Source organism: Winogradskyella psychrotolerans, from assembly GCF_018860545.1.
In the GTDB taxonomy this organism is placed as follows: Bacteria; Bacteroidota; Bacteroidia; order Flavobacteriales; family Flavobacteriaceae; genus Winogradskyella; species Winogradskyella psychrotolerans_A.
The window spans coordinates 39,091-54,841 of sequence record NZ_JAHKPN010000011.1 but is presented as its reverse complement, the minus strand read 5'-3'; the positions used below and the strand labels follow the sequence as shown (position 1 = coordinate 54,841).

General features: G+C 33.9%; 9 protein-coding genes. 6 read left to right on the top strand and 3 right to left on the bottom strand.

Going from position 1 to position 15,751, the window contains the following annotated elements; genetic code table 11:
- The first annotated feature begins 214 nt into the window (after positions 1 to 214).
- The gene (locus KO515_RS03665; protein WP_115838817.1) at positions 215 to 643 is read left to right on the top strand and encodes an FKBP-type peptidyl-prolyl cis-trans isomerase; all 429 of its coding nucleotides are present in this window, start codon (positions 215 to 217) and stop codon (positions 641 to 643) included.
- A 77-nt stretch (positions 644 to 720) separates the two neighbouring features.
- Here KO515_RS03665 and KO515_RS03660 read toward each other — a convergent pair whose 3' ends face one another.
- From KO515_RS03660 to KO515_RS03650, 3 genes are all read right to left on the bottom strand, one after another.
- Positions 721 to 2,874, bottom strand: a complete 2,154-nt coding sequence (locus KO515_RS03660) for a T9SS type A sorting domain-containing protein (protein WP_215935028.1) — start codon at positions 2,872 to 2,874, stop codon at positions 721 to 723.
- A 267-nt stretch (positions 2,875 to 3,141) separates the two neighbouring features.
- Entirely contained in the window at positions 3,142 to 4,641 is a 1,500-nt protein-coding gene (locus KO515_RS03655) for a sulfatase family protein (protein WP_215935027.1), read from the bottom strand.
- Positions 4,642 to 4,668: 27 nt separating this feature from the next.
- The gene (locus KO515_RS03650) at positions 4,669 to 5,424 is read right to left on the bottom strand and encodes a DeoR/GlpR family DNA-binding transcription regulator (RefSeq protein WP_215935026.1); all 756 of its coding nucleotides are present in this window, start codon (positions 5,422 to 5,424) and stop codon (positions 4,669 to 4,671) included.
- Between the two features lie 182 nt (positions 5,425 to 5,606).
- Here KO515_RS03650 and KO515_RS03645 point away from each other — a divergent pair, with 182 nt between their 5' ends.
- The 5 genes from KO515_RS03645 to KO515_RS03625 all read left to right on the top strand — a co-directional run bounded on the left by KO515_RS03645 (position 5,607) and on the right by KO515_RS03625 (position 15,734).
- A complete protein-coding gene (locus KO515_RS03645; RefSeq protein ID WP_215935544.1) occupies positions 5,607 to 7,181 on the top strand; it encodes a glycerol-3-phosphate dehydrogenase/oxidase in 1,575 nt (524 codons plus the stop codon).
- Between the two features lie 54 nt (positions 7,182 to 7,235).
- Positions 7,236 to 8,732 carry a glycerol kinase GlpK gene (glpK, locus tag KO515_RS03640; protein WP_215935025.1) on the top strand — a complete coding sequence of 499 codons (1,497 nt, stop codon included), beginning with the start codon at positions 7,236 to 7,238 and terminating at the stop codon, positions 8,730 to 8,732.
- Between the two features lie 15 nt (positions 8,733 to 8,747).
- A complete protein-coding gene (locus KO515_RS03635) occupies positions 8,748 to 9,476 on the top strand; it encodes an MIP/aquaporin family protein (protein WP_215935024.1) in 729 nt (242 codons plus the stop codon).
- Between the two features lie 99 nt (positions 9,477 to 9,575).
- Positions 9,576 to 12,356, top strand: a complete 2,781-nt coding sequence (locus KO515_RS03630) for a helix-turn-helix and ligand-binding sensor domain-containing protein (protein ID WP_215935023.1) — start codon at positions 9,576 to 9,578, stop codon at positions 12,354 to 12,356.
- A 303-nt stretch (positions 12,357 to 12,659) separates the two neighbouring features.
- Positions 12,660 to 15,734, top strand: coding sequence for a SusC/RagA family TonB-linked outer membrane protein (locus tag KO515_RS03625; RefSeq protein ID WP_215935022.1), 3,075 nt, complete (start codon positions 12,660 to 12,662; stop codon positions 15,732 to 15,734).
- Positions 15,735 to 15,751: the final 17 nt, after the last annotated feature.

Genomic DNA, 15,751 nt, shown 5'->3' with positions numbered 1-15,751 from the left:
AACTCAATAAAAATATCTATACGTTGGCTTTGCGATTTTATATAGGGTTCGGATCATTTGACTAATTGTAACTCTAATTTAGGGTTGATATTTTATGGATTGGTATTTTGAGACGTTAAGTTTTTCTTAAATGGGCAGAAAAGGGTCGTATGATTCTTTATTCTCTATGATAAACAATAATTTTGCAGCTTATTATAATGAAAATAAGAAATTTATGAGTCAAGTAAAAGAAAATGATACTGTTAAAGTACATTATACAGGGAAATTAAAAAACGGACAAGTCTTTGATAGTTCTTTAGAGCGCGAGCCTTTAGAGTTTACATTAGGTCAAGGGATGTTGATTCCTGGTTTTGAAAAAGCAGTTATCGATATGAAAGTAAACGATAAAAAAACTGTTGATATTCCTGTAACTGAAGCTTATGGTGAAGTGAGACAAGAGTTATTTCACAAAGTTGAAAAGGCACAACTTCCTGAAGAAGTAAAGCCAGAAGTTGGTCTGGGTTTAGTGTCTAAAGATGCACAAGGTAATGAGCATCCTTTCAAAATTGTAGAGGTGAATGAAGACCATATTGTGGTAGATGGAAATCATCCTTTAGCAGGACAAGAATTAGTATTTGATCTTGAATTGGTAGAGATTAAGTAAGACCATTTTTGCTTAAAATAAAAAGACCTGTGAATTTAATTCACAGGTCTTTTTGTTTAGAATAGCAATAGTTCTATTTATTTGATAATTAATTTTTTAGTAATTATAGATTGATCACTTTCAAATAGTATAAAATAAATACCAGTCTTTAACTGAGACACCTCAATTCTATTTGACGTAAAATGGTCTTGGTATACGATTTGTCCCGTGATATTAGTTATAGTATATTTTGCAATATCTTGATGCGTTTCAATGGTGATATAATTATCAGCAGGATTTGGGTACATACTAAACGTAGTAGAATTTATATTATCATCTAAAGATAAGTATTCACAATCCTCACTAAAAGAAGATGCGTCATCTACTAGAGTCCAATTTGCTGTAGAATATGTAGCATCATCCACTTGAATACAGCTTAAATATTCATTATCTGAACTATTATAATATTCAAAATTAGAGTTATTTCCGTTCGCCATGTTTAAAATCGTTAGTGCATTATAATTAACACTAAAGTTAGTTAGTAAAGGCAACATAGATACGTCTAGGCTGACTAACTGATTTTGATAGGCTCTTAATTCAACTAAACTTGTTAGTGGTGATAAATCTAACTCAGTTAATGCATTATTATAAATATAAATTAGAGATATTGGTGATGAAGTAAATGTAATATCAGAAATTTGATTATCATTTATTAGTAATTCTTCAAGATTAACCAAAGTGCTCAAATCTAAGTCTGTTATTTGATTTTGATAAGCTTTTAGTACTATTAAATCCGTAAATTGAGATACATTTAAGGTCGATAGAAAATTATCGTAGATATGTAATTTCCATAAAGGTGCAGAAGAAGGAAATGTCACTGATGACATATAATTTTGATGTAAAAATAACTCTTCAATATTTACTAAGGCACTCACATCAATACTAGTAAGTTGGTTTCTCATTATTCCAAACCTTGTTAAAGCTATGTTATTAGAAACATCGAGGGTAGTTAATAAATTATCATTAGCAAAAAGTGAAGTTAATGCTGTATTTGTAGACAGATCTAGAGTAGAAAGCTGATTCTCACTTAAGCCTAATTCTACTAAAGCAAGATTATTAGAAACATCAATTGAGGTTAAACTATTGTAACCAGCTAACAAAACGGTTAAAGTTCTAAAGTCTTCAATTCCAGTTAAATCTGAGATGCCAAGGCCTTCAACGTTAAGACTTGTAACAGTATCTATACTTGCTGTAAGCACATAATCATCCAAAACATCATCGTAACCTAAGTCAATTAAGGCTTGTTCAAAATTATCATCTGGCACGTAGGTCATTTGTTCACAGTTTTCACTAAAGCTAGAGGTGCTATCAACCAAAGTCCAGTTAGCAATAGAATAGGCTGCGTCATCTACTAGTATACAGCTTAGGTCAGGATTATCATAACTATTGTAATAGTTAAAATTAGAATTATTACCATTGGCCATATTTAAACTCGTCAGTTGATTATCATTGGCGCTAAAATTGGTTAAAGTAGATAACATGGATACGTCTAATTCTGTAAGTTGATTGGTGTAAGCTCGTAAGTCTACTAAACTTGTAAGTGGAGATACGTCTAATTCGGTCAGTGCATTATCATAAATATACAATTTCCATAAAGGTGACGTTGTTGGAAAAGTCACGGATGAAATTTCGTTTTCGTGTAAAAATAATTCTTCGATATTAACTAAAGCACTTACATCTATACTGGTAAATTGGTTTCTCATGATACCAAAACGTGTTAGAGCGGCATTGTTAGAAACGTCTATGGTGGTTAATAAATTATCATTAATAAACAGTGATGTTAATGCGGTGTTGTTAGAAATGTCTAGAGAAGAAAGTTGATTATAGCTTAGAGCTAATTCAACTAAAGCAAGATTGTTAGAAATATCAATTGAAGTTAATGCATTAGTGCTAGCTAATAAGGTTTCTAAAGCACTGAAGTCTTCAATACCTGTTAAATCTGAAATGCTTAAATCTGAGACATCAAGACTTGTAACAGTATCTATACTTGCTGTAAGCACATAATCATCTAAAACATTATCGTAACCTAAGTCGATTAAGGCTTGTTCAAAATTATCATCTGGGACGTAGGTTTGTGAGTCTGGCGTAACCGCTAAATGATTACTGCTTTTAATTGAGTGGAAGTTTTCGGTTGTACCATAACTAATGATAGAATTAGCAAGTATAGCAAAGCATAGTAATTTTTTTTTCATAAGTCAATCATTTTTAATTAAGTAAAAGGATGTATACCCCTACAAATTTATAATGATGATCTTAAAAATAAAATACTTAATTTAAGTAATTATGATGAGGTTCAAAAAGGTCGCAATGAACTATAATATGCTCGTAATGATAAAATTTTGTTTGATTTGAGAGTTGTATATAGGATTCCGTAGCGGTCGTTATATAAAAGAAAAAAACCTGTAAAGTAAATTTCACAAGTTTTTTTCAATTATATAAAACAAGGGCAAAAAGGCTATTTATTTTATGATGTTGGCATCACACCATGCATCGTATGCAGTTTGCAGTTTTTTTACAACTTCAGGATGTTGCGCTGAAACATCATGGCGCTCCCCTGGATCAGCTTCTATATCAAATAATTTCAGAGTTAAATCATCTCTAATTGGAGCGATATACTGTGCGGATGGCTCGCTCTTCCAATGATTTTCCTTGGCGTTTGTTATTTTCCATTTGCCTTGTCGTGCAGCCCAAGTTTTTTGCCATTTCCAAACCAATAAGCGTTCTTCTTTAGGATCAAGTAGGCTAATGCCATCCAAATCTTTGTCGGTGGTTGCAATGCCAGCAGCTTTTGTTAAGGTTGGTAAAATGTCTAATGCAGATACATAGCGTTTTTCAATTTTTCCAGCATCAACATGTCCTGGCCAACTTACGGCCATTGGTACTCTAATACCACCTTCCCAAAGTGAATATTTTCCACCCGTTAATGGCGCATTATTAGCACCTGTAAGCGGAGAGCCGCCATTATCGGATATAAATACAACTAAGGTGTTTTTGTCTAATCCGGTTTCACTCAAAGCATCTAAAACACGACCAATATTATCATCTAAGCAATTTAGATTCGCTAAATAATATTTTCGTAGATCATCTGTGTTTATAGCTCCGACTCTAGAGTATTTATCGTAGTAAGCAGAGTAACTTCCTGGTTTGTGATTACCAAAAGTGACTAAACTATCTGGATCGTAATTCGCGATTTCTTTCACATTATATTTATCCAAATACTTTTTTGGAACCTCGTGAATTAAGTGATGTACAGCACTGTAAGCTAACGTTAAAAAGAATGGTTTATCGTGTTCGCGCTTTAAGTAATCAATAGATTCGTCTGTTAAAATATCAGTAAGATAACCTTTGTCGTAACTTTTTTCACTCATATTATGCATCAAAGGACCTAATAAAGCGCTTGTACCATAAGGGTCTGGTGTGCGATCTTTGATGCTTTGAGAATTTAACCAATAATCGTGAGCGTGTGCTGAAAATCCTAAAAACTCATCGTAACCATGTTGTAAAGGATATTCTCTAACATCATTTTTGTGAAAATTTTGACCTAAATCATTTTTGCCTATTCGTGCGGTATGGTAACCCGCTTCTTTTAAATATTCTGGTAATGTTTTTATATCGTCTGGTAAACCTGGTCCCCAACTTGCGGGTTTATCCCAACGGAATTGATTTTTTCCAGTAATGATTCCCGCTCTAGATGGACTACATACAGGTGCTGTAACGTAAGCTTGTGAGTAAACCGTACCTGATTTTCCTAATCGAGAAATATTTGGACTAGAAACGGTAGTATCAAAATTATCAAAAGGCGAAAAATCTGCATAACCTTGATCATCGATAACAATTAATAGAATATTTGGTTGTTCATTTTTTTGTTCACTATTTTGTTCCGTTGTTTCGTTTTTCTTTTTATCTGAATCACAAGACATACAGAGTGCTAAAATCAATAGGAATACGATTTTTTTCATTTTGAAAGTGGCTTAGGTTATTTCTAATTAATTTACAATAGTGACTTTTATTTCCTTTTCTTCCAGTTTTTTTCTAACAGAATTAGATATGCCTTTATCTGTTATAATTTCATCCACAAGTGTAAGGTCACAGATTCTAGCAAAACTCTTTTTTCCAAATTTAGAAGAATCAGCTAAAACAATCACTTTCTGGGCAGCATTGAGCATTTTCTTGTTTAATTCGGCTTCTTCTAAGTTGGTTGTAGAAAGTCCGTAGTCTAAATCAATACCATCAACACCTAAAAATAATTTACTACAAGACACATTTTTTAAAATATACTCCGCGTAATTTCCTATTACAGATGCAGAACTGTGTCTTATATAGCCACCAAGTTGAAGAATTTCAATATTCTTATCATGAATTAAATGTAATACCACGTTGAGCGAAGACGTAATGACCGTTAATTTGTTCTTTGCTTCTATAAATTTAGAAAGTGCCTGAACCGTTGTTCCCGAAGCAATTAAAATAGAGTCGTTTTCAACAATACGGGTGGCAGCCATTTGGGCAATACCATTTTTTTCCTCTACCGAGATTTTCTCTTTATCCAAAACCGTACGTTCATTGATGTATGGGTTTTCAATAGAAGCTCCTCCATGTGTTCTATGAAGTAATCCTTTTTGTTCAAGTAATTTTAAATCTTTTCTAATCGTAACTGCAGAAACATTTAACATCTCACACAGCTCTAAAACTTCAAGATGTTTCTCTTTTGATAGTAGATCTAGTATGTCTTGATGTCGCTTCATGTAATATGTTTTTATCTTTTTTGTAATGAATGGTTGTATTTAGCTCTGCAAGAACAAATATAGTAAAACGAAAGAAAATGAAGTTTATTTTTTCGTAAATCTTCATTTTTGATTAAATTATAGTTTCGTTTAGTTTCATTTTAAAATAATTTGTTTACATTTGAAACTAATTGTAACATGTAATTAGCATTTTGTTCAAAAGAGAAACTTTAGTAAATCAGTTAAATACCACCAAAAAGTGGGATGTTATTATCATTGGAGGTGGAGCCACAGGATTGGGTGTCGCCTTAGATTGTGCAACTCGTGGTTATAAAACCTTATTGCTGGAGCAAGTTGATTTTGCTAAAGGTACATCGAGTAGAAGTACAAAGTTAGTGCATGGAGGAGTGCGTTATTTGGCTCAGGGCAATATTGATTTGGTTCGAGAGGCTTTGTATGAGAGAGGTTTAATGTTGAAAAATGCGTCACATTTAGTTCGTAACCAATCGTTCATTATTCCAAATTATAAATGGTGGGATAATTTCTTTTATACGGTAGGATTAAAAGTTTATGATTTTTTGGCTGGTAAGTTAAGCTTTGGAAAATCTATTAGAATTAAAAAAGCCGAAACTATTTCAAGATTAGCAACTTTAAAAACGCATCAACTAAAAGGAGGCGTCGTATATCATGATGGTCAGTTTGATGATTCTAGATTAGCCGTTAATATTGCGCAGAGTTGTATTGAACATGGTGCAACGGTTTTAAATCACTTTAAGGTAAAACACCTTCAAAAAAATGATAAAGGAATAGTAGATGGTGTTGTTTCCATTGATACGGAAACCAATCGTGAATATACATTAAGCGCTAAAGTAGTAGTCAATGCTACAGGTGTTTTTTCAGATGAGGTTTTGCAAATGGATGATATCGCTGCAGAAAATAGTATTCGCCCAAGTCAAGGTATTCATCTGGTGTTTGATAAATCCTTTTTGCCTGGAAATGATGCTATAATGATACCGAAAACAGACGATGGGCGTGTGCTGTTCTTAGTACCCTGGCATAATAGAGTGGTGGTTGGTACAACAGATACTTTACTAGATAGTCATAGTTTAGAGCCAAAAGCTTTAGATAAAGAGGTCGATTTCGTTTTAGAAACCGCTAATAGGTATCTTAATAAAAATGCAAGTAAGGCTGATGTGCTAAGTATTTTTGCGGGATTACGACCCTTAGCGGCTCCAAAAGATAAATCTGAAAAAACAAAAGAAATATCTCGTAGTCATAAAATAATAGTTTCAGATTCTGAATTGGTGACAATCACAGGAGGGAAATGGACCACCTATAGACGGATGGCTCAAGATGTTGTAAATAAAATAATAGCGTTAGAGAAATTGCCAAATGAAGAATGCCTGACGCATAACTTATTGATTCATGGTGCTAACGGTACAGTCGATCGCGCCAATCATCTTTATATTTATGGAAGCGATCAAAAAGGTATAGCCGAACTCATCGAGGAAAATCCTGTTTTAAGTGAGCGTCTGCATCCAAGATTAGAATTTACAAAAGCAGAAGTCGTTTGGGCGGTACGACATGAAATGGCCAGAAGTATTGATGATGTTTTAGCAAGGCGTGTCCGAATACTTTTTTTAGATGCAAAAGCAGCTATTGAGATTGCTCCAATGGTGGGTGAGTTAGTACGAGCAGAATTGAATGAAACCGAAGAATGGCGTGCTCAGAAAATTTCCGAATTTATACAGATTGCAGATCAATATATTTTAAAATAATAATAATTTATTCCGAACTCTACTTCGGTTAAACTACTAAATAAACAATACACTATGGGGAAATATATTTTATCCCTAGATCAAGGGACAACCAGTTCTAGGGCAATAGTTTTCGATAAAAAAGGGCATATTATATCTACAGCTCAAAAAGAATTTACACAATATTTTCCTAAGCCTGGTTGGGTAGAACACGACCCAAGAGAAATTTGGTCGTCTCAAGCAGGAGTGGCTACAGAAGCTATTGCCAAAAAAGGATTAGATGTTGAGCATATAGCGGCAATTGGTATTACAAATCAACGTGAAACCGTTGTGGTTTGGGATAAAAACACAGGAGAACCCGTTTATAATGCGATTGTTTGGCAAGATAAAAGAACATCAGATTATTGCGATCAGCTTAAAAAAGAAGGTAAATCAGAACTTATAAAGCAAAAAACTGGCCTGGTGATAGATTCTTATTTTTCAGGAACTAAAGTGAAATGGATCCTAGACAATGTCGATGGAGCACGAGCAAAAGCGGAGGCAGGAGATTTAATTTTAGGAACAATAGATTGTTGGTTAGTTTGGAATTTCACTAAAGGCAAGCAACACGTCACAGATGTCACTAACGCTTCAAGAACTTTAATGTTTAACATCAATACTATGGATTGGGATGCTGAATTATTGGAGTTATTAACCATTCCTAAAAGTATGTTGCCAGAAGTAAAAGCGTCTAGTGAAGTTTATGGTCATACGACATCTACATTTTATGATACTAAAATTCCCATTGCAGGTATTGCCGGTGATCAACAAGCCGCATTATTCGGCCAAATGTGTACCAAACCAGGCATGGTAAAAAACACATATGGAACCGGTTGTTTTATGTTAATGAATATTGGAGAGAAGCCTATTGTTTCAAAAAATAACTTATTAACGACTGTCGCTTGGAAAATTAATGGAAAAACAACTTATGCACTAGAAGGTAGTGTTTTTATTGCAGGAGCCGTTGTGCAATGGCTTCGCGATGGCTTAAAAATTATAAGACATTCTTCTGATGTTGAGGCATTGGCATCTTCAGTAGATAGCTCTGACGGAGTTTATTTTGTGCCCGCTTTTGCGGGTTTAGGTGCGCCACATTGGAATCAGCATGCTAAAGGTACCATGTTTGGGTTAACAAGAGGAAGTACAGATGCGCACATTGCAAGAGCCGCTATAGAATCTATTGCTTTTCAAACGATGGATATTTTAAAAGCCATGGAGGCAGATGCTGAAATTTCTATAAAAGAGTTGCGCGTAGATGGTGGTGCAACCATAAATAATGTATTAATGCAGTTCCAATCCGACGTTTTAAACACGGTAACTGTAAGGCCAAAAGTGGTGGAAACCACAGCCATGGGAGCGGCGTTTTTAGCAGGCTTGGCGGTTGGGTATTGGGCAAGTCCTGAAGAAATACAGGATATTTGGCAAACGGACAAAGTGTTCAGTCCAATTGAAGATAGAACGGAAGTTGAAATGAATATTAAAGGTTGGTATAAAGCTATTGATGCTTTAGAATATTGGACTAAAAACATTTAAAAACGTAGTTATATTATGACACCATTTATAGCAGAGCTTATAGGTACAGCGATTTTAATTTTACTTGGAGGAGGTGTTGTGGCTAACGTTGTCCTCAACAAAACCATTGGTAATAATAGTGGTTGGATTGTGATTACAACGGGGTGGGCTTTGGCGGTTTACGTGGCGGTTGTCATCGCAGGTCCATATAGTGGAGCGCATATTAATCCGGCAGTGACCGTTGCGGTGGCCATAGCAGGTAAATTTCCTTGGGCCGATGTGCCAATGTATATTTTAGCACAAATGATTGGTGCTATGATTGGTGCAACAGCGGTGTGGTTAATGTATAAAAATCACTTTGATGAAACAGATAATGCGGATTCTAAAAAGGCTGTATTCTGCACAGCTCCAGCAATTAGAAACACATTTTCGAATTTTTTTAGTGAAATGCTCGGGACATTTGTTCTGCTGTTTAGCATATTTTATTTTACTGATGCCAGTATCTCAGAAGCTGAAACTGTCATTGGTATGGGGTCTTTAGGTGCTTTGCCTGTGGCCTTTTTGGTATGGTCTATTGGTTTGTCTTTAGGAGGTACAACAGGTTATGCCATTAATCCGGCAAGAGATTTAGGGCCGCGACTTATCCATGCCATTCTGCCAATACAAAACAAAGCGAAAAGTGATTGGTCTTATGCTTGGATTCCGGTTTTGGGACCATTGGTTGGTGGTGCTTTGGCGGCATTTCTAATGTTAGCTTTGTCTTAAAATAATTTCAGATTTATTTAAATATGAAAATGTCAATTCTATTAGAGTTGGCATTTTGTTTGTTCATTTTCTAAAACTATCTTTACAAGTATCGTATAAATGTCTATCCTTAAAATGAAAATCGTATCGTTATTTCTTATATTTTTTATAAGCTATGTGTCTTATAGTCAAGAATTACCACCTATAAAAGTATATACAACATCGGATTATGATGGTGAGAATCAAAATTGGATGATTTCTCAAGATTCTAATAATTATATCTATGTCGCAAATAATTTAGGATTGTTAGAATTTAATGGTGCCAATTGGGTGCCTTATCGTTCTCCAAATAACACGATCTTAAGGGCTGTGAAGGCTATTGGTGATAGGATTTACTCAGGTTGTTATGAGGAATTTGGTTATTGGCAGCGGAATAAATTTGGGCACTTAGAATACACATCGCTTATCCCAAAATTAGGAGAAAAGATTTTAAGCGATGATCAGATTTGGAATATCATAAGTTATGGTGAATGGGTCGTATTTCAAGCAGGTCACGCTCTATATTTCTACGATAAAACTACTGAAAGTTTTAAAAGCATAATTTCTGAAAATATAATTTACAAAGTCTTTAATGTTAAAAATCGCATTTATTATCATGTGGCTAATGAAGGGATATATGTGTTAGAGGAAGGTAAACCAAAACTAGTCCTTGATGATGAAATTGTGCTTGAAGATAGGGTTATTAATGTTTTTCACACAGAAGAAAAGCTAATTGTACTCACCCGTAACTCTGGTTTTTTTGAATTGCATAATAATGAATTTAAAGAATGGAATGTGTCTTCTAACCAAAGGCTTAAAGAATTAAATGTATTTAGTAGTATTCAGCTTAAAGATGGTAGTTCTGTATTAGGTACAATTTCTAATGGTCTCATTAAAGTGAATACTAGTGGTGAGATTGCATACGAAATAAATCAAAAAAAAGGATTAACAAATAATACGGTGCTTTCACTTTTTGAGGATCACGAAAATAATGTTTGGACCGGTTTAGACAATGGAATCAACTGTATTAATGTTAATTCGTCTATAAAAACATTTATAGATTATAACGGTGATATTGGTACGGTGTATACAACTTTGATTTTTCAAAATTATCTCTATGTAGGTACAAATCAAGGCTTGTTTTATCGTTCTCTCGATTCTAAAGATCAAGATTTTACTTTTGTAAAAGGTACAGCAGGTCAGGTTTGGAGTCTCTTTAATGACGATAACAAATCCTTGTTCTGCGGACACCATTTAGGTACATTTTTGATTGAGGGTAATTCGGCAAAAAGTATCAGTCCTATTTTAGGTGCTTGGAATTTTAAAACAGTACCAAATCATGATAACCTTTTACTTCAAGGTAATTATGACGGCTTATATGTTTTACAGAAAAGCAATAATTCGTGGGAAGTGAGGAATAAGATAGAAGGTTTTAAAAATTCATCACGCTTTTTTGAAATCAACGATTTAAACCAAATATTGGTGAATCATGAGTATAAAGGTGTTTTCAGAATTCAATTAGACAGTTTGCTGCATGAAGTTGTGGATATTAAGCGGCAATCAGAATTGAAATTAGGAAAAAATTCAGGTTTAATTTCATACCGCGATAATATTTTATATACATCTGAAGATGGGGTGTTCAAATATGACAAAACGAAGAGTAAGTTTGAAAAAAATATAGATTTAAGTGAAAAGATATCGCCTTATAAATCTGTGAAAATGGTCGTAGATCAAACAGGACGATTGTGGTTGTTTTCAGAACACGATATAAGTTATGTAGATAATGATAACCTTACCAATGAACCAGAAATAACTACGATATCAATTCCTTCAAATTTAAGAAAGGGAGTGCTTGGATTTGAAAATATACAGCATATAGCAAATGAAAAATATGTATTAGGTACGTCTAATGGTTATTTAACTATGGATATATCTGAAATCAAAAATGAATCCGAATATGTTATTCATCTAAACTCGGTAAAGGTTACAGATCTGGAGAATAATGTTGTTGATCTACCGCTTCATGATAAAGGCGATTTTAAACACAAATACGGCACCTTGTTTTTTAGCTATGCTTTACCGGAATACAATAAATTTCTCGACGTTAACTACCAATACAAATTAAATGGTCAGATGGATCGCTGGAGTACTTGGTCTAAACAAGCTAGTGTTCAATTTGAAAATCTATCTTTTGGAGATTATAATCTAGAAGTTAGAGCTAAAATAGGAAATCAATTATCAGACAATGTCGTAAATTATCAATTTGAGATTGCGAGGCCGTGGTTTATTTCAAATACGGCCATTTTTATTTATGTACTCATACTAGCGTTATTAGGGTTTTTAGTTCACAAAGCATATAAGTTTTATTATGAGCGGATATTAAAACATGAACAAATTAAAAACGAAAGAACCATTATTCAATTTAAAAACGAAAAGCTGAATCAGGATATCGAAGGAAAAAACCGTGAGTTAGCTATTTCTACGATGAGTATTATTAAAAAGAACGAGATGCTTCGAAAAATTAAAAAGGAGTTGAAGCATGCTAAAAACAGAACAGATATTGGAAGCGCCATCGATCTTATAAATAATAATCTAAATAATAATAAAGATTGGAAATTTTTTGAAGAGGCTTTTAACAATGCTGATAAAGATTTTATGGATAAAATTAAAGCCGCCCATCCAGAATTAACTCCTAATGATTTAAAGTTTTGTGCCTACTTAAGATTGAACTTATCATCGAAAGAAATGGCTCCATTACTCAATATATCAATCAAAAGTGTGGAAACTAAACGTTATCGATTGCGTAAAAGATTACAATTAAATCACGATGATAGCTTAGTTAATTATATCTTAAAATTTTAAGACCTCGACAATCCTATTTTTTACCACGACTTTACCTAGACAAGTGCTTTACTTCACTCAATATTAAGAATTTGTTAAGAGAATTATTGTGATTTAAAACCTTAGCGTTTACATGCTGTTAGACGATTTTAATAAACGATATTTTTGCGAAATTTTATATTGTTGGTTTTTTATCGAGGTGTTTATTGTCATATTTACAATTTCTTCCGTTTAAATTTACAATAACATAAAATTAGATACCTCTAGATTATTTGGGTGTTATCTAATTTTGAATACTCAAACAATTAAATCAAATCAATATTCATGAAATTAAAATTTCGAAAATCAAGAATTGAAATATTCTTCTGTCTCTTTTTATTGTGCTGTTCGTTTTCTTTGATGGCGCAAACCACAATAAAAGGAAAAGTGATTTCTGCTTCAGATAATATGCCTTTACCAGGTGCGTCTGTAATAGAAAAAGGAACAACGAATGGCACGCAAACAGATTTTGATGGTGCTTTTATTTTAGAAGTCACGAATGAGTCTTCTATTATTGTAGTGTCTTATGTAGGTTTTAAATCTAAAGACGTACTCTATAGTTCAGCTGAAATTACGGTGGCATTAGAAGATGATACCACTTTAGAGGAAGTCGTTGTCGTTGGGTATGGTACACAAAAGAAAAGTGATATTGTAAATGCTGTTGCTACAGTAGATGTTGAAGAAGCAATATTGTCACCAACTTCTGATGTTAATGAGATGCTGCGAGGTAGAATCGCAGGTTTACAGGTCAATGTAGGTGGTGGAACATTACGTCCGGGTGGTACTTCAGATATTATCTTTAGAGGGCAAGGTTCAATTGAAGGTAATGTGAGTGCAATCTATGTGGTCGATGGTATCGTTAGAGAAGGTGGTATTGAAGATATCGATTCAGATGATATTAAATCTGTTGAGTTTTTAAAGGATGCATCAGCTCAGGCGATTTATGGATCTAGAGGTGCAAATGGTGTGGTTTTAATCACAACTAAGCGTGGGTCAGCAGGAAAAGTGAGTGTGAGCTATCATGGATTTTTAACCACTAAAACGATTGAACGTAATTTTGATGTGTATAGTGGTCAAGAATTAGCACAATTGAGAAGAGAGGCATGGAGAACCACAAGAGGTGATGATAGTTATGCTGATGATGTTGTTGATGAAGTATTCACGCCAACTGAATATGACAATATTATAAACAACCGTTTTGTTGATTGGGAAGATGAATTAATGAGAAATGGATTTGTTAATAGTCAAGCTATCAGCGTCAGTGGTGGTACGGAAATGACTAAGGTTTTTGGTAGTATTAATTATTTTCAAGAAGATGGTCTTATTCCAACATCGAGTTATACTAGAAAAACATTGCGTTTAAATGTTGACCAGAAAATATCAGATAAATTTTCGGTTAATTTTGATTTAAACTTATTAAATGATGACACAAGTAGAGCAGCTGCAGTGAATGTAATTACCAACTCACCATTTGGTACTGCTTATAATGAAGATGGTAGTATAACACAATTTCCAAGCGGAGAAGAAGGCTCTGCGGTAAATCCTTTGTGGAATTTACGTGAACAAGATCACAATGAAAAAGGAAATGATTATGTGATTAATGTGACTCCAATATGGCAGATTACTAAAGATCTACAATACCAACTAAAAGCTAATTTAACGAGAAGAACGTCAGAAAGAGGACAGTATCTATCGTCTTTAAGTAGTGCTGGTGATGATGTTAGAGGTATTGCAAGAATTGATAATCAATTAAGAGAGTCTTATTTAGTTGAAAATATTTTGACTTATGACAAAGCCATTAACAACAATCATAACTTAAATCTTACTTTAGTACAGTCAACTCAAGAAAATGCATTTTCAAGAACATTTACTGAAGGTCAGGGATTTGCTAATGAAGATTTAGGCTATAATGGTATTTCTAGTGCTATCGGTAATGTTACTGTTGAGCGCGATGGAGATAAATTTCGTTACTTAGGCTATTTAGCGAGAGCGCGATATAGTTTTGCAAATAAATATACGCTTGAAGGAATTATTAGAGCTGATGGAGCTTCATTAAACGGAGAGGGTAACAAGTGGAGTTATAATCCAGCAGGTTCATTTGCTTGGAAAATTCATAATGAAAGCTTCCTAGCAGATGTCAATGCAATCCAAGAACTAAAATTTAGAGCAAGTTATGGTTCATTAGTTAATGATTTAGGTCGTGCTTATACATCACTCTTTACTGCTGATTTCCAGCCTTATATATTTGATGAGGAAACTGGGTCAGGATTCGCGCCATCAACTATTTTACCTAATCCAGATTTAAAATTTGAAAGAATCACAACCTTAAACTTAGGTTTGGATTTTTCAATCTTCAACAGAGTGTTAGTAGGTAATATCAACTGGTACGACGCTAGAACTACAGATTTATTATTAAAAAGAGGTGTGCCTCCAGTAACAGGGTATACATCAACATATTTTAATGCTGGTGAAATGCAGAATACGGGACTTGAATTAGGTTTAACAGCAAACATCTTTAATACAGAAGATTTTAAATGGTCTGTATCTACCAATTGGTCTAATAATAGAAACGAACTATTAGAACTTTATAATGATGGAAATGGAGATGCGATCACTGAAGATAATTCATTTAATTATTATGTTGGTCAGCCAGTAGGTGTAATTTACCAATATGCATTTGATGGTATTTGGCAAGAAGGTGAGGATTATGCAAATTCACCACAAGCTAATCCAGAATCTGCAAATCCACAAGAAACGTTAGCGCCAGGTGATATCAGAATTAAGGATGTTAATGGAGTCGATGAAGAAGGTAATATAATCCCTGGTCCTGACGGGAAAATCACACAAGAAGACCGTGTGTTTACGGATCCTAATCCAGACTGGTTTGGTTCAATATCAACATCTATAGCTTATAAAGGTTTTGATTTATTTGTTGATTTCTATGTTGTAGAAGGAGCTACAAAAATAAATCCATTCTTAAATGAGTACAATAATGGTGGAACGTTAAGAGGAGATATTAATGGTATAAAAGTAGATTATTACACACCAGAAAATCCATCAACAAGTTTTCCACGTCCTAACAGAGATGCTGCCGATCAATATTTAAATGCCTTAGCGGTTAAGGATGCTTCCTATGTGAGGTTAAGAACGGTAAGCTTAGGCTATACTTTGGCGGAAAAGTTTACATCTAAATTAAACTTTGAGCAGATTAGATTATATGTCACTGCAACAAATGTATTTACACAAACAGATTATTTAGGTTATAGCCCAGAAGTAAATATCAGAGATACTTATTCTAGTGCTGATACAGGTTATCCAGATGCGAGATCATTCACTTTTGGAGTAAGAGTTAAATTTTAATTAAAAAAAGAATAGTA